The sequence below is a fragment of the Pseudescherichia sp. genome (assembly GCF_031998825.1).
Lineage (GTDB): Bacteria > Pseudomonadota > Gammaproteobacteria > Enterobacterales > Enterobacteriaceae > Pseudescherichia.
In genome coordinates, this window is the sequence record NZ_DAMACX010000013.1 from 1 (window position 1) to 15,410 (window position 15,410).

The 15,410-nt window shown below is 57.3% G+C and carries 17 protein-coding genes; 14 read left to right on the forward strand and 3 right to left on the reverse strand.

Translation table 11 applies throughout. The features are described 5' to 3' along the window. The first annotated feature begins 574 nt into the window (after positions 1-574). Positions 575-1,729 (forward strand): methionine adenosyltransferase, encoded by a 1,155-nt coding sequence (gene metK / locus RTP97_RS08315; RefSeq protein WP_103818452.1) that lies wholly within the window; start codon positions 575-577, stop codon positions 1,727-1,729. A 343-nt stretch (positions 1,730-2,072) separates the two neighbouring features. Further along, entirely contained in the window at positions 2,073-3,467 is a 1,395-nt protein-coding gene (gene galP, locus RTP97_RS08320; RefSeq protein WP_103818453.1) for a galactose/proton symporter, read from the forward strand. 51 nt (positions 3,468-3,518) lie between these two features. Here the strand turns inward: galP and hiuH are convergent, their stop codons facing one another. After that, the gene (hiuH, locus tag RTP97_RS08325; protein ID WP_312412563.1) at positions 3,519-3,929 is read right to left on the reverse strand and encodes a hydroxyisourate hydrolase; all 411 of its coding nucleotides are present in this window, start codon (positions 3,927-3,929) and stop codon (positions 3,519-3,521) included. 133 nt (positions 3,930-4,062) lie between these two features. On the opposite strand from hiuH, the gene hprR reads away from it, so the two are divergent. The 8 genes from hprR to ruvX all read left to right on the forward strand — a co-directional run bounded on the left by hprR (position 4,063) and on the right by ruvX (position 10,335). Continuing rightward, positions 4,063-4,743, forward strand: a complete 681-nt coding sequence (gene hprR / locus RTP97_RS08330; RefSeq protein ID WP_312412564.1) for a response regulator transcription factor HprR — start codon at positions 4,063-4,065, stop codon at positions 4,741-4,743. A 7-nt stretch (positions 4,744-4,750) separates the two neighbouring features. Further along, entirely contained in the window at positions 4,751-6,088 is a 1,338-nt protein-coding gene (locus tag RTP97_RS08335; protein ID WP_312412566.1) for a heavy metal sensor histidine kinase, read from the forward strand. 51 nt (positions 6,089-6,139) lie between these two features. Then, positions 6,140-6,643: a SprT family zinc-dependent metalloprotease gene (locus RTP97_RS08340; RefSeq protein WP_312412568.1), complete on the forward strand. Its 504-nt coding sequence runs from the start codon at positions 6,140-6,142 to the stop codon at positions 6,641-6,643. A gap of 92 nt (positions 6,644-6,735) precedes the next feature. Then, positions 6,736-7,434: a deoxyribonuclease I gene (endA, locus tag RTP97_RS08345; RefSeq protein ID WP_312412570.1), complete on the forward strand. Its 699-nt coding sequence runs from the start codon at positions 6,736-6,738 to the stop codon at positions 7,432-7,434. Positions 7,435-7,512: 78 nt separating this feature from the next. Further along, the gene (rsmE, locus tag RTP97_RS08350) at positions 7,513-8,244 is read left to right on the forward strand and encodes a 16S rRNA (uracil(1498)-N(3))-methyltransferase (RefSeq protein WP_312412572.1); all 732 of its coding nucleotides are present in this window, start codon (positions 7,513-7,515) and stop codon (positions 8,242-8,244) included. Between the two features lie 30 nt (positions 8,245-8,274). After that, the gene (gene gshB / locus RTP97_RS08355) at positions 8,275-9,222 is read left to right on the forward strand and encodes a glutathione synthase (RefSeq protein WP_312412574.1); all 948 of its coding nucleotides are present in this window, start codon (positions 8,275-8,277) and stop codon (positions 9,220-9,222) included. A gap of 133 nt (positions 9,223-9,355) precedes the next feature. Next, positions 9,356-9,919: a YqgE/AlgH family protein gene (locus RTP97_RS08360; protein ID WP_312412575.1), complete on the forward strand. Its 564-nt coding sequence runs from the start codon at positions 9,356-9,358 to the stop codon at positions 9,917-9,919. After that, positions 9,919-10,335 carry a Holliday junction resolvase RuvX gene (ruvX, locus tag RTP97_RS08365; RefSeq protein WP_312213030.1) on the forward strand — a complete coding sequence of 139 codons (417 nt, stop codon included), beginning with the start codon at positions 9,919-9,921 and terminating at the stop codon, positions 10,333-10,335. The genes RTP97_RS08360 and ruvX overlap by 1 nt, the downstream gene beginning before the upstream one ends. Here the strand turns inward: ruvX and RTP97_RS08370 are convergent. Continuing rightward, complete coding sequence (locus tag RTP97_RS08370) at positions 10,314-11,330, reverse strand: type IV pilus twitching motility protein PilT (protein WP_312412577.1); 1,017 nt, start codon at positions 11,328-11,330, stop codon at positions 10,314-10,316. The genes ruvX and RTP97_RS08370 overlap by 22 nt on opposite strands. 19 nt (positions 11,331-11,349) lie before the next feature. On the opposite strand from RTP97_RS08370, the gene RTP97_RS08375 reads away from it, so the two are divergent. The 4 genes from RTP97_RS08375 to hemW are packed head-to-tail and all read left to right on the forward strand — an operon-like array spanning position 11,350 to position 14,401. Further along, positions 11,350-12,054: a YggS family pyridoxal phosphate-dependent enzyme gene (locus tag RTP97_RS08375; RefSeq protein ID WP_312412579.1), complete on the forward strand. Its 705-nt coding sequence runs from the start codon at positions 11,350-11,352 to the stop codon at positions 12,052-12,054. A gap of 18 nt (positions 12,055-12,072) precedes the next feature. Further along, entirely contained in the window at positions 12,073-12,639 is a 567-nt protein-coding gene (locus RTP97_RS08380; protein WP_312213036.1) for a YggT family protein, read from the forward strand. A 39-nt stretch (positions 12,640-12,678) separates the two neighbouring features. Next, positions 12,679-13,272: an XTP/dITP diphosphatase gene (locus RTP97_RS08385; RefSeq protein ID WP_312412581.1), complete on the forward strand. Its 594-nt coding sequence runs from the start codon at positions 12,679-12,681 to the stop codon at positions 13,270-13,272. Next, entirely contained in the window at positions 13,265-14,401 is a 1,137-nt protein-coding gene (gene hemW, locus RTP97_RS08390; RefSeq protein ID WP_312412583.1) for a radical SAM family heme chaperone HemW, read from the forward strand. Before RTP97_RS08385 ends, hemW begins: the two co-directional genes overlap by 8 nt. A gap of 49 nt (positions 14,402-14,450) precedes the next feature. Here the strand turns inward: hemW and djlA are convergent, their stop codons facing one another. Then, on the reverse strand, positions 14,451-15,269 hold the full coding sequence (gene djlA / locus RTP97_RS08395; protein ID WP_312412586.1) for a co-chaperone DjlA: 819 nt from the start codon (positions 15,267-15,269) through the stop codon (positions 14,451-14,453). Positions 15,270-15,410 lie beyond the last annotated feature (141 nt).

The window sequence follows — 15,410 nt, forward strand, 5'->3', positions numbered from 1 at the left end:
AAAACACGTATCCGAACTCTGTATGACAAGGTTCGGCGAAACCACGAGAAAACTCCTGAATTAACAAGAGCACCCTTGTTCAGTTGTCACCAGACGTAACCGGCCCGGGAGTCCTGAGAAGCGCCGAAATGGGTATAACATCGGCAGGTTTGCAGAGTAGATGTGCGGGTAGCGGGAAATGCGTGCACGCCAGAACGGCGCGGCAGATTTTGCGGTAAACAACAGTTCATTATTAGGTATCACCTCCACGCCAACCAGCTGGTTAGCGGCTGGTCCAGGTATACAAGCCGCGTGCGGCGTTTTATACCGATAACAGGGTGAAAAAGCAAAACAAAAAAGCCCGTTTTGCCGCGTGGATAGAGAAAGTTACGTCCTGAATTTCACCCATAGTGCGATGAATATCAAAAAATGCTGGAAACGGGGTCAAGAAGTGACCTAAAATAGCCATCCAGATGTTAATCCATCCATACCGATTAACCCTCAGACCTCCTGTGCTATTTACCTGCACGCCTTGTTAAGGCCTATACAGGCACTGAGTTTGAGCTAACAAAATTTCCCCCAGGGTGAAGAGAACATGGCAAAACACCTTTTTACGTCCGAGTCAGTTTCCGAAGGGCATCCTGACAAAATTGCTGACCAGATCTCCGATGCGGTGCTGGATGCAATCCTTGAGCAGGATCCAAAAGCACGCGTGGCGTGTGAAACCTACGTTAAAACCGGTATGGTTTTAGTCGGCGGTGAGATCACCACCAGCGCATGGGTCGATATCGAAGAGATCACCCGTAACACCGTGCGTGAAATCGGCTATGTCCATTCAGATATGGGCTTTGACGCGAACTCCTGTGCGGTACTGAGCGCTATCGGTAAACAGTCTCCGGATATTAACCAGGGCGTTGACCGTGCCGATCCGCTGGAGCAGGGTGCAGGCGACCAGGGCCTGATGTTTGGCTATGCCACCAATGAAACCGACGTGCTGATGCCGGCACCGATCACCTACGCCCACCGTCTGGTGCAGCGTCAGGCTGAAGTACGTAAAAATGGTACCCTGCCGTGGCTGCGCCCGGACGCAAAAAGCCAGGTAACCTTCCAGTACGACGCAGGCAAAATTGTCGGTATCGACGCGGTGGTACTTTCTACCCAGCATGCAGAAGATATCGACCAGAAATCGCTGCAGGAAGGGGTGATGGAAGAGATCATCAAGCCGATCCTGCCTGCAGAGTGGCTGAACAGCTCAACCAAATTCTTTATCAACCCGACCGGCCGCTTTGTTATCGGCGGCCCGATGGGTGACTGCGGCCTGACAGGACGTAAAATCATCGTTGATACCTACGGCGGCATGGCCCGTCACGGTGGCGGTGCCTTCTCCGGTAAGGATCCGTCTAAGGTTGACCGCTCTGCGGCCTACGCGGCACGCTACGTGGCGAAGAACATCGTTGCTGCTGGCCTGGCTGACCGCTGTGAAATTCAGGTCTCCTACGCTATCGGCGTAGCCGAGCCGACCTCTATCATGGTGGAGACCTTCGGTACCGAGAAGATCGCCACTGAGCAGCTGACTCTACTGGTACGCGAGTTCTTCGATCTGCGTCCGTATGGTCTGATCCAGATGCTGGATCTGCTGCACCCGATCTACAAAGAGACTGCCGCTTACGGTCACTTTGGTCGCGAACACTTCCCGTGGGAAAAGACCGACAAAGCAGACGTACTGCGCGAAGCCGCTGGCCTGAAATAAGCCATCCCGCTTCCCCTCTCTACTAAGGCCAGCCTCGCGCTGGCCTTTTTTATAACCATTTTCTGATAGCGATTACACGCACGATTCGCGGGTTTATTTGCCTGTTTCGCTCAAAATGCTGCATCAGGTGGGTTTGTTACATAATATTTCGGTATAGTCTGAACCCCTTTACACAAGATTACGCTACTATTCATTAACTTTATGATTTGTATTGTTACTTTTTGGTGACGCCGCCTGAGACCAGTGTAACCGATTACACTGATGTGATTAACCTCACATCTTTTTATGCAGCTCTAACCTAACCTTTACACCGTTAAAATTGATAACCCAACTGGAGGGCAGTATGCCTGACAATAAAAAATCGGGGCGCTCGAACAAGGCAATGACCTTCTTTGTCTGTTTTCTCGCCGCGCTGGCCGGATTGCTGTTCGGCCTTGATATCGGCGTCATTGCGGGCGCGCTGCCCTTTATCGCTGACGAATTCCAGATTAGTTCACACACGCAGGAGTGGGTCGTTAGCTCCATGATGTTCGGGGCTGCCGTCGGTGCCGTAGGCAGCGGCTGGCTCTCCTTTAAGCTGGGCCGTAAGAAGAGCCTGATGATTGGTGCGATCCTGTTTGTGATCGGCTCGCTCTTCTCAGCTGCGGCACCTAACGTTGAGGTGCTGATCCTCTCCCGCGTGCTGCTGGGGCTGGCGGTTGGCGTTGCTTCTTACACCGCCCCGCTCTACCTCTCTGAGATCGCCCCGGAGAAGATCCGCGGCAGCATGATCTCCATGTACCAGCTGATGATCACTATTGGTATTCTGGGTGCCTACCTCTCCGATACCGCCTTTAGCTACAGCGGCGCATGGCGCTGGATGCTCGGCGTAATCATTATTCCAGCAATCCTGCTGCTGATTGGCGTCTTCTTCCTGCCGGACAGCCCGCGCTGGTTTGCCGCTAAACGCCGCTTCCACGACGCCGAGCGCGTGCTGCTGCGTCTGCGCGATACCAGCGCCGAAGCTAAGCACGAGCTGGACGAGATCCGTGAAAGCCTGCAGGTGAAGCAGAGCGGCTGGGCGCTGTTTAAAGAGAACAGCAACTTCCGCCGCGCGGTGTTCCTTGGCGTGCTCCTGCAGGTTATGCAGCAGTTCACCGGGATGAACGTCATCATGTACTACGCGCCGAAGATCTTTGAGCTGGCGGGTTACACCAACACCACCGAGCAGATGTGGGGGACGGTTATCGTTGGCCTGACCAACGTGCTGGCAACCTTTATCGCTATTGGGCTGGTTGACCGCTGGGGCCGTAAGCCTACCCTGGTGCTGGGCTTCCTGGTGATGGCTGCCGGTATGGGCATTCTGGGTACCATGATGCACATCGGCATTCACTCGCCATCGGCGCAGTACTTTGCCGTCGCGATGCTGCTGATGTTTATCGTGGGCTTTGCGATGAGCGCCGGTCCGCTGATCTGGGTACTGTGCTCTGAAATCCAGCCGCTGAAGGGGCGCGATTTCGGTATCACCTGCTCTACCGCGACCAACTGGATCGCCAACATGATCGTCGGTGCGACCTTCCTGACCATGCTCAATTCACTGGGCAACGCCAACACCTTCTGGGTCTACGGTGGGCTGAACGTGCTGTTCATTGTCCTGACCCTGTGGCTGGTGCCGGAAACCAAGCATGTCTCGCTGGAACACATCGAGCGGAACTTGATGAAAGGGCGTAAACTGCGCGAGATTGGCGCAAGTAACTAACCTGATAAGCTTCCTCCCGCCCGGGAGGAAGCTTTTTTACTTTACCCGCCGTTAGCTTCCCCGATACGTTGAGTAACCATACGGGCTTAACAGCAGGGGAACATGATAGTGCTGATCCGTTTTGCTGATGTGAAATTCAACCGGGATCTCCGGGAAAAAGCTCTCCTGTTTTTTGCTGTCAAACCAGGGCTTGGTTTTAAACGTCACGCGGTAATCACCGGGCTTCGCCTCCTGCTCTGGCCATAACGCCTTAATGCGGCCATCTTGATCCGTATAGCCACTGTTTAACTGCTGCCACCCGCCGTTGCTTTTCTGCTCCAGAACCACCTCAACGTTCGCCGCAGGCTTACCGGTCTGCTGATCGAGAATATGCACGCTCAGAATATTATTAGCGGCCGCCATGGCGAGAGGGGATGCGGAAATAGCAGCAAGCATCGCTGCGGTCAGAATATACTTTTTCATGTGTTGCTCCGTGTTCAAGTTGTCCCTGAAATGTATATGAACCGCGCGGGGCTAACCTGACATGCACATTACATTTTCGTCATCATCGCTGATATTTCCCCACCTCACCCACCGCCTGTGACATAGTGGCGCTATGAAGATTCTGCTGATTGAAGATAATCAAAAAACCAGCGACTGGGTAAGCCAGGGGCTGACCGAGGCCGGCTATGTTGTGGACACGGTGAGCGATGGCAGAGACGGTTTACGCCTCGCGCTGCACGAACCCTATTCTCTGATTATTTTAGATATTATGCTGCCCGGCATGGATGGCTGGCAGGTTCTTAAAGCGATAAGGACGGCGCATCAGACACCGGTTATCTGCCTCACCGCCCGCGATGCGGTTGAAGACCGGGTAAAAGGGCTGGAGCTGGGAGCCAATGATTATCTGGTTAAGCCGTTCTCCTTTGCCGAGCTGTTAGCGCGGGTGCGAACGCAGCTCAGAAATAACCCCGCTGTCCATACGCATCTGAAATCGCATGGGCTGGAGATGGACTCCATTAAGCAAAGCGTCTCCCGGGATGGGAAAACCATAGTATTAACCCGCAAGGAGTTTCTCCTGCTGTGGCTGTTGGTCTCAAGGGCCGGTGAAATTATTCCCAGGGCGGTAATCGCCAGTGAGGTATGGGGAATTAACTTTGATAGCGAGACCAACACGGTTGATGTCGCCATTCGCCGCCTGCGGGCAAAGGTCGACGATCCTTTCGATACGAAACTGATCGGCACCGTCAGAGGTATGGGCTACAGATTTGGGGCAGATGAAAAGAGTGAAACCTGAGTTATCAATGACGTTACGTCTGACGTTATCATTTGTCCTTGTTATGGCATTAGCCTGCACCGGCGTAAGCTGGACGTTATATCGGGCGCTAAGCCACGAATTAACGTGGCGGGATGATATCACCCTGATTAACCGGGCTGAGCAGATCAGGCAGTTGCTCGTAGATGGCGCAAAAGCAGAGAATCTTCCGCTCTATTTTAACCGTATGATGGATACCCGCCAGGATATTCTGCTTATCCATGCATCTAACGCGCAGACTGTTTCCGTCAACCATACGGGAGTCGATCCCTCGCTGCTGGCACCGCTACCCGCGCTAAAAAAACCGGCTCTGGACACTATCGTCAAACGCGATGTCGCAGGTACACAGCTTTCAGCGGTACGGATCGCTGCCCTCAGCGATGACCAGCCCGTCACCATTACCGTCGCCAGGCTGGCATCAGAGCGACAATATATGCTTGAACAGTATCGCGATAACAGCATCGTCATCTGCATCATCGCTATTCTGATCTGTTCTGCGCTGAGTCCGCTATTAATCAGGCGCGGCCTGAAAGCCATTCACTCTCTGAGCCGTTTAACGGCGAATATAGACAGCCGCGGACTGAGTCAGCCTTTAGATGAAAAAGCGCTTCCCACTGAGCTGAAACCGCTGGGCAGCGCGTTAAATATTATGCGCCAGAAACTGGCTGACGATTTTACGCGGCTGAATCAGTTTGCTGACGATCTGGCTCATGAGTTACGGACGCCGGTCAATATCCTGCTCGGCCATAATCAGGTGGCCTTGAGTAAAGCGCGATCCATAGATGAGTACCAGCAGGCGCTGGCAAACAATATCGAAGAGCTTGAGGGCCTTTCTCGCCTGACGGAAAACATCCTTTTCCTCGCTCGCGCTGAGCATAATAATATTTTGCTGAAAAAAGAGGCCATCTCTGCTGCTGATACGATCGGCGATCTTATTGAGTTTCTGGAGTATGAAGCGGATGAAAAAAATATCACCTTTGTCACTGCATGCGAGGGGACTATTCAGGCCGATCGGATTTTACTCCAGCGCGTGCTGTTAAATCTGCTCAGCAATACAGTCAGATACTCCCCGGAAAATGCCGTTATCCGGATCGCTACGCAGGTGAAAAATAGCGAAACAGTGGTTGAAGTAAGTAACCCTGGGAGCGAACTGGACGCGCCGGACAAGCTATTTAACCGTTTCTGGCGAGGCGATAACGCCCGCCACTCATCCGGTTTCGGCCTGGGACTTTCGATGGTAAAAGCCATTATGGCGTTACACTCAGGCTCGACAGAGTACCGTTTCGCCGGCGGGTATCACATCTTCTCCCTGCGTTTTCCTGCCTGAGCGTCGGGCGGCTGTTGCAGCGGTTTTTTTTAACGATTATCCTCTGGCGTTATGAAAACGCCACGAATCCCCATCGCCCTCCAGCAGGCCGTTATGCGCAGCCTGCGCGACAAGCTTGCCCAGGCGAACCGCTACCTTGAACGTCACTATCCTGAACCTATCCTCATTTACCAGCAGCGCGGCGCGGCGGCGGGTACGGCCTGGCTTGCCAGCTATGAGATCCGCCTGAACCCGGTACTGCTGTTGGAGAACCAGCAGGCGTTTATTGATGAGGTCGTGCCGCACGAGCTGGCCCATCTGCTGGTATGGAAACACTTTGGTCGCGTTGCGCCGCATGGCAAAGAGTGGAAGTGGATGATGGAGAGCGTGTTTGGCGTCCCCGCCCGTCGCACCCACCAGTTTGAGCTGGCCTCGGTACAGCGGAACACCTGGCCCTACCGCTGCGCCTGCCAGCAGCACCAGCTGACCGTGCGCCGCCACAACCGCATCCTGCGCGGCGAAGCGGTCTACCGCTGCGTGCACTGCGGCGAGCCGCTGGTAGCCGAACCGGCATAAGCCTGAACAATCAAACGCTTTTGTGAACTGACTGATTGCATCTGAGAACCGCATTCGCTAGGGTGCGCCTACGTTACGCAATGGAGTTTGTCATGTTCCGCCCTCACCTTCTTACCCTTACCCTGCTGGCAGCCAGCCTCTCCCACACCGCGCTGGCCGAGGGTATTCACAGTTTCGCCCAGGCCAAGGCGGCAGGCGTAAAGATCAACGCCGACGCGCCGGGGGATTTCTACTGCGGCTGCACTATTATCTGGCAAGGCAAAAAGGGCGTTGTCGATCTCGCCTCCTGCGGCTACAAGGTGCGTAAAAATGCCAACCGCGCCAGCCGTATTGAGTGGGAGCACGTGGTGCCCGCCTGGCAGTTCGGCCACCAGCGCCAGTGCTGGCAGGATGGCGGACGTAAAAACTGTGCAAAAGATCCGGTCTACCGCCAGATGGAGAGCGACATGCATAACCTGCAGCCCGCCGTCGGCGAGGTCAACGGCGATCGCGGCAACTTTATGTACAGCCAGTGGAACGGCGGCGAGGGTCAGTACGGTCAGTGCGACATGAAGGTCGATTTTAAAGAGAAGATGGCTGAGCCGCCTGCCCGCGCCCGCGGCGCTATCGCTCGCATCTACTTCTATATGCGCGATCGCTATGACCTCAATCTCTCACGCCAGCAGACGCAGCTGTTTGAGGCGTGGAACAAGCTCTATCCGGTCACGCCCTGGGAGTGCGAGCGCGACAGGCGTATCAATAAGGTTCAGGGCAATCCCAATCCCTACGTGCAGCGCGCTTGTCAGGGGTGAAAGAGCTAACCTACACTAGCGCCATCTTGTTAACCGTGCGGCAGCCTTGCCGCACTCTCTATCCCGGACGATGTTTTCATGCGCAAACCCCGCATTTATCACCCTGAACTCCTCACCGTTGGCCAGCAGGTTGCGTTAAGCGACGATGCGGCAAACCACGTCGGCCGCGTGCTGCGCATGGGCGCAGGCCAGGCCCTGCAGCTCTTTGACGGCAGCAACCAGCTTTTTGAGGCGGAGATCCTGCGCGCCGATAAGAAGAGCGTGGTGGTGAACCTGCTGTCAGGCGAGACTGACGATCGCGAATCGCCGCTGCATATTCATCTTGGTCAGGTGATGTCCCGGGGCGAAAAGATGGAATTTACCATCCAGAAATCGATCGAACTGGGGGTAAGCCTCATTACGCCACTTTTTTCTGAGCGCTGCGGAGTTAAACTGGATCCAGAACGTCTGAACAAGAAGATCCAGCAGTGGCAGAAGATCGCGATTGCTGCCTGCGAGCAGTGCGGCCGCAACCGGATCCCGGAGATACGTCCAGCAATGGATCTGGAGGCCTGGTGCGCCGAGCCTGAAGACGGGCTGAAGCTGAACCTGCATCCGCGGGCCAGCGCCAGCATCAATACGCTGCCGCTGCCGGTTGAGCGCGTGCGGTTGCTGATTGGCCCGGAAGGCGGCCTGACGGCGAATGAGATCGCCATGACCGCAGAGTACCAGTTTACTGATATTCTGTTAGGACCACGCGTTTTGCGCACTGAAACGACCGCGCTCACCGCCATTACCGCACTCCAGGTGCGTTTCGGTGATTTGGGGTAAGACTGGCTACAGGTTTAACGGAGAAAGCGAATGATTAAGCTCGGCATTGTGATGGATCCCATCGCAAGCATTAACATCAAGAAAGACTCCAGCTTTGCCATGCTGCTGGAAGCGCAGCGTCGCGGCTATGAACTGCACTATATGGAGATGGCAGATCTCTACCTGATTAACGGCCAGGCCCGCGCCCGTACGCGCCTCCTGAGCGTGGAGCAGAACTACGACCAGTGGTATACGTTCAACGGCGAGCAGGATATCGAGCTGGCCGACCTTGACGTGGTGCTGATGCGTAAGGATCCGCCGTTTGATACTGAATTCGTTTACGCCACCTATATCCTGGAGCGTGCGGAAGAGAAAGGGACGCTGATCGTCAATAAGCCTCAGAGCCTACGCGACTGCAACGAGAAGCTGTTCACCGCCTGGTTCCCGGAGCTGACCCCGGAAACGCTGGTTACCCGCAACAAGGCGCAGATCAAGGCGTTCTGGCAGAAGCACACCGACATCATCCTGAAGCCGCTGGACGGCATGGGCGGTGCCTCCATCTTCCGCGTGAAAGAGGGCGATCCGAACCTCGGCGTGATTACCGAAACGCTGACCGAGCACGGTAGCCGCTACTGCATGGCGCAAAACTATCTGCCGGCGATCAAAGACGGCGACAAACGCGTACTGGTCGTCGATGGCGAACCCGTTCCGTACTGCCTGGCGCGTATCCCACAGGGCGGCGAAACCCGTGGCAACCTGGCTGCCGGGGGACGTGGTGAACCGCGTCCATTAACCGACAGCGACTGGGATATCGCCCGCCGCGTTGCGCCTACCCTGAAGGCCAAGGGGCTGATCTTTGTGGGCCTCGATATCATTGGCGATCGCCTGACCGAAATTAACGTCACCAGCCCGACCTGCATTCGTGAAATCGAAGCGGAGTTCCCGGTCTCCATTACCGGTATGCTGATGGACGCCATCGAAAAGCGTCTCAGCAACTAAATTCAGCACGCCCGTAACGGCCTGTTTGCAGGTGAAAGACCCGGAATTGCGATCCGCAGGGATAGCAAAGCGGGTGCTTTCACCGCATACTGGGTACTTGTTGCTTTTTGAACCAGGAACAGAACCTCTGACAATGAATTTACAGCATCACTTTCTGATTGCCATGCCTGCTCTCCAGGATCCTTTCTTCCGCCGCGCCGTGGTCTATATCTGCGAATATAACGAAGATGGCGCGATGGGGATCATCATCAATAAGCCGCTGGAAAACCTGAAGGTCGAAGGGGTACTGGAGAAGCTTAAAATTAATCCTGAGGGGCGCAATCCGGCGATCCGTCTGGATAAACCGGTGCTGCTTGGCGGCCCGCTGGCGGAGGATCGCGGCTTTATCCTGCATACGCCACCGGCGAAGTTCTCCTCAAGCATTCGTATCTCGGATAACACGGTGATCACTACCTCGCGGGACGTGCTGGAGACGCTGGGTACCGACGAGCAGCCCTCTGAGGTGCTGGTGGCGCTCGGCTACGCCTCATGGGAGAAGGGCCAGCTTGAGCAGGAGATCCTCGACAACGCATGGCTTACTGCCCCGGCGGATCAGAACATCCTGTTTAAGACGCCTATCGCTGACCGCTGGCGCGATGCGGCTAAGCTTATCGGCATTGATATCTCCACCATGCCCGGCGTGGCGGGGCATGCCTGATGAGCGGCACTCTGTTAGCCTTTGACTTCGGCACTAAAAGTATCGGCGTGGCGATTGGCCAGCGCGTAACCGGCACCGCCCGCCCGCTGGCGGCGCTGAAGGCGCAAAACGGCACCCCGGACTGGAACCTGATCGAGCGGCTGCTAAAAGAGTGGCAGCCCGATGAGGTCGTGGTCGGTCTGCCGCTCAATATGGACGGCAGCGAGCAGCTGCTCACCGCCCGGGCGCGCAACTTTGCCAATAAGATCCACGGCCGCTTCGGGGTGCGCATTGCCCTGCATGACGAGCGCCTGAGCACCGTTGAGGCGCGCTCCGGACTCTTCGCCCACGGTGGCTACCGGGCGCTGAATAAAGGCAGCGTTGACTCCGCCTCGGCGGTGATCATCCTCGAAAGCTACTTCGAACAGCACGCCTGATCCCCACCCTGCTCCGCCAGCCGCCCGGCGGCGACCCGCTGCTGGCGGCTCTGGCGGAAGGTCTGCATCCCGGCCTGCTGTCCGGTCTGCATCAGGCCAGGCAGCTGGTGCGTTTTGCCGTCGCGGATCAGGTTTGCTACCGCCGGGGTGTTAACCAGCAGCTCAAACAGCGCCACGCGTCCGCCCTGCTTATTAGCTTCCAGCTTTTGTGCCAGTACCGCCTGCAGGCTGCCCGCCAGCTGGCTGCGCACCCAGGCTTTCTCCTCGGCCGGGAAGGTATCGATTAGCCGCTCTACCGCCTGGGCTGCACCTCGGGTGTGCAGCGTCGCCAGCACCAGATGCCCGGTCTCGGCGGCGGTGAGCGCCAGACGAATGGTCTCACCGTCACGCAGCTCACCAATCAGGATCACATCCGGATCTTCACGCAGCGCGGCACGCAGGCCGTCGGCAAACGACGGGCAGTGCTGGCCAATCTCTCGCTGCTCAATCAGGCACTGCGCTCCCCGGTGAACAAACTCCACCGGATCTTCCAGGGTCAGAATATGTCCTGCCAGGCGGTGGTTGAGGTAGTCCACCATCGCCGCAAGGGTCGTGGATTTTCCGCTGCCGGTTGCGCCGGTGACCAGCACCAGCCCACTGTCGCAGGCGAGGATCTGCTCCAGCGCAGGCGGGGCATCCAGGGCGTAAAGCTTCGGACAGTCATTGGGCAGCAAGCGCAGCGCCAGTGAAATGCCGCGGTGGTGCATAAAGGCGCTGGCCCGCAGCCGCTGCTGGTTTGCCAGCTCAAGGGCAAAGTCCACCTGCCGATTAGCCCACCACTCCCCCTGCTGCTCGTCGGTCAGCGCCTCGCGAAGGATCGCCTCAATGTCCGGCGGCGGAAACGGGGCATCCTCAAGTAGACCCTGCCTGCGCCAGCGCGGCGCCCAGGTGCTGCACAGGTGTAGATCCGAGACGTTATGCTTTACACTAAGGGCCACTATTTCTTCCATATCCATGATTAAGCCTCCGGGAAAGATGAACGATATCGCGCATAACCTGGCACAGGTCCGGGACAAAATCTCAGCCGCTGCGCTACGCTGCGGCCGTGCTTCAGAAGATGTTGCTCTGCTTGCAGTCAGCAAAACCAAACCTGCGAGCGCCGTCGCAGAGGCCATCGACGCCGGACAGCGCGCCTTTGGTGAAAACTATGTCCAGGAGGGGGTGGATAAAATTCGCTACTTTCAGGATCAAGGCGTGACGGGGCTGGAATGGCACTTTATTGGGCCTTTGCAGTCCAACAAAAGCCGCCTGGTGGCAGAGCATTTTGACTGGTGCCATACCGTCGATCGGCTGCGCATCGCCAGCCGTCTGAGCGACCAGCGTCCGGCCGGAATGCCGCCGCTTAACATCCTGATTCAAATCAATATTAGTGATGAAGAGAGCAAGTCCGGCATTCCGCTTGCCGAGCTGGATCTCCTCGCCGCCCAGGTTGCTGGGCTGCCGGGCGTCCGCCTGCGCGGGCTGATGGCAATCCCCGCCCCCGTGTCAACTTATGAAAGGCAGTTTGCGGTGGCACGGCAAATGGCTGTAGCATTTGACGCGCTTAAATTGCGCTACCCGACGGTCGATACGCTCTCTCTGGGGATGAGCGACGATATGGAAGCCGCCATCGCGGCGGGCAGCACCCTGGTACGCATCGGCACCGCTATATTTGGTGCCCGTGACTATACAAAAAATTAAGGAAAACTGAGGAACGCCATGAAGACGTTGACTTTCCTGCTCTCAACGGTAATTGAGCTTTATACAATGGTGCTGCTGTTACGGGTCTGGATGCAGTGGGCCCGCGTGGATTTCTACAACCCGTTCTCACAGTTTATCGTGAAGATTACCCAGCCGGTGGTGGGGCCGCTGCGCCGCATTATTCCGGCCATGGGCCCCCTCGACAGCGCCTCGGTGCTGCTGGCGCTTGTCCTCTGCGTGCTGAAGGCCATCGTGCTGTTTATGGTGGTGACCTTCCAGCCGATCATCTGGATTGCCGCCGTACTGATCCTGCTGAAAACCATCGGCCAGCTGATCTTCTGGGTACTGCTGCTGATGGCGATCATGAGCTGGGTCAGCCAGGGGCGTAGCCCGGTTGAATTTGTGCTGATGCAGCTCGCCGATCCGCTGCTGCGCCCTATCCGCCGACTGCTGCCATCGATGGGCGGGATCGATTTCTCGCCGATGATCCTGGTGCTGCTGCTCTATGTGATTAACATGGGGATCGCCGAGCTGTTGCAGGGCACGGGTAATATGCTGCTACCGGGGCTGTGGATGGCGCTTTAAGCGCCTCTGGTCGCGGTTTATATGAATCAGGATTTAACTATGCAAAAAGTTGTTCTTGCTACCGGCAACGCCGGTAAAGTGCGCGAGCTGGCCTCGCTGCTCAACGATTTTGGTCTCGACGTGGTGGCGCAAACCGAGCTGGGCGTCGAGTCTGCCGATGAAACCGGTCTGACCTTCATTGAGAACGCGATCATCAAAGCGCGCCACGCCGCGCAGGTCACCGGCCTGCCGGCGATTGCCGACGACTCCGGCCTGGCGGTTGACGCCCTCGGCGGTGCGCCAGGGATCTACTCCGCGCGCTTTGCCGGTGTAGACGCCAGCGACCAGCAGAACCTGGAGAAGCTGCTGGTTGAGCTGCAGGACGTACCCGACAGCGAGCGCCAGGCGCAGTTCCACTGCGTGCTGGTCTATATGCGCCACGCCGACGATCCGACCCCGCTGGTGTGTCACGGCTGCTGGCAGGGCACCATCGCCCGTGCCCCTGCGGGCAGCGGCGGCTTTGGCTACGATCCTATCTTCGTTGTGCCGGAGGCAGGCAAAACCGCTGCCGAGCTGACCGCGGACGAGAAGCGCGCCGCCTCCCACCGTGGACAGGCGCTGAAACTGTTACTGGAAGCCCTGCGTAATGGCTGATTTGCCACCTCTGAGCCTCTACATTCACATTCCCTGGTGCGTGCAGAAGTGTCCCTACTGCGATTTCAACTCGCACGCGCTGAAGGGAGAAGTCCCGCATGATGACTACGTTCAGCATCTGCTGAGCGATCTCGACGCCGATGCGCCCTGGGCGCAGGGGCGTGAGGTGAAGACGATTTTCATCGGCGGCGGGACGCCGAGCCTGCTCTCTGGTCCGGCGATGCAGACCCTGCTCGACGGCGTGCGGGCGCGCCTCAACCTCGCAGACGACGCAGAGATCACCATGGAGGCCAACCCCGGCACGGTAGAAGCCGACCGCTTTGTCGACTACCAGCGTGCGGGCGTTAACCGTATCTCTATTGGCGTGCAGAGCTTTAGCGAAACGAAGCTGACGCGGCTGGGGCGTATCCATGGACCAGAAGAGGCAAAACGCGCTGCCCGGCTGGCAACGGGCCTGGGGCTGCGCAGCTTTAACCTCGATCTGATGCACGGCCTGCCAGACCAGACTCTGGAAGAGGCGCTGGACGATCTGCGTCAGGCCATTGAGCTGAACCCGCCGCACCTCTCCTGGTATCAATTGACCATTGAGCCGGGCACGCTGTTTGGCTCCCGTCCGCCGGTACTGCCGGATGACGATGCGCTGTGGGAAATTTTCGAGCAGGGCCATCAGCTGCTGACGGCGGCGGGCTACCGCCAGTATGAGACCTCGGCCTATGCAAAGCCGGGCTACCAGTGCCAACATAACCTGAACTACTGGCGCTTTGGGGATTACCTTGGGATCGGCTGCGGCGCGCATGGCAAGGTGACCTTCCCGGACGGACGCATTCTGCGCACCGCCAAAACGCGTCATCCGCGGGGCTATATGCAGGGAACCTATCGCGACCGGCAGCATGAGGTTGAAACCGCCGACAAGCCGTTTGAGTTCTTTATGAACCGTTTCCGCCTGCTGGAGCCTGCGCCACGCGCTGAGTTTACCCGCTATACGGGGCTGGATGAGTCTGCGATCCGTCCGCAGATCGAACGTGCTTTAGCGCTTAACTACGTGACCGAGTCCGCCGACGCGTGGCAGATCACGGAGCACGGCAAGCTGTTTTTGAACTCGCTGCTGGAGCTGTTTCTCGCTGAATAGCCTGTGTGAGCTCGTACTGACATCAGCACGAGCTCACCGGCGGGCCTGATTATTTAAACCCTTTCTGCTCTTTGATCAGCTCGTAGGCTTTCTGAATCTCCTGCGCTTTCTGCTTCGCTACCTCCATCATCTCCGGCGGCAGCCCTTTGGCCACAAGCTTATCCGGATGGTGCTCGCTCATCAGCTTGCGGTAGGCGCGCTTGATGGTCGCCGCGTCATCGGTGGGCTTCACGCCCAGCACGTTACAGGCATCTTCCAGAGTTGGCCCGCGTTGGGCCTGCTGCCAGCCGCCATTGGAGTGCTGCTGGCCGTGGAAGCCGCCACCAAACTGTGCCCCGCCCTGCATCATGCGCAGGAACTGGTCAAACTGAACGCGGGAGATCCCCAGCTCTTCAGCAATGACGTACAGCACCTCACGCTCGTTCGGGTGCAGCGAGCCGTCGGCGAACGCCGCCTGGATCTGAATTTCCAGAAACATCCTAATCAGATCGAAGCGGCCAAAGCAGACGCTGCGGAACTGACGCATCTTCTCCCGCAGCGGATAGTTATCGGTTTTGCCGACGCGGAACGCCTGCTGGGCAAAGGCGCGTGAATCGCCATGCAGGTTGAGCCGGTCCATAAACAGGCTTGCTACCTGAATATCCGCTTCGGTGACGCGCCCCTTGGATTTAGTCAGATGCCCCATCACCTCAAAGGTGGTAGCGAAAAAGAGCGTCTGGCGCTCGCGCTGGTTGGCAAAAAACGCCATTTTGCGGCTGCGCGCCTTGTCAAACATGTGTCCAATGAGTAAGCCGAGGACCACGCCCCAGAAACCGCCGCCCATCATTAATGCGATGGCGACGCCAATCACTTTTCCCCAATACTGCATATACTCCCCAAATGGTCATGCCGTCGGCTAAGATTTGCATTATCATACCCGTCATTCTATGCCGTGCACAGGCACAGCCTTCTCTACCAGGCTCGAAAGCGGGCAGGATTAACACTAGCGCTGTGAAGGTGAGTAAGTTAG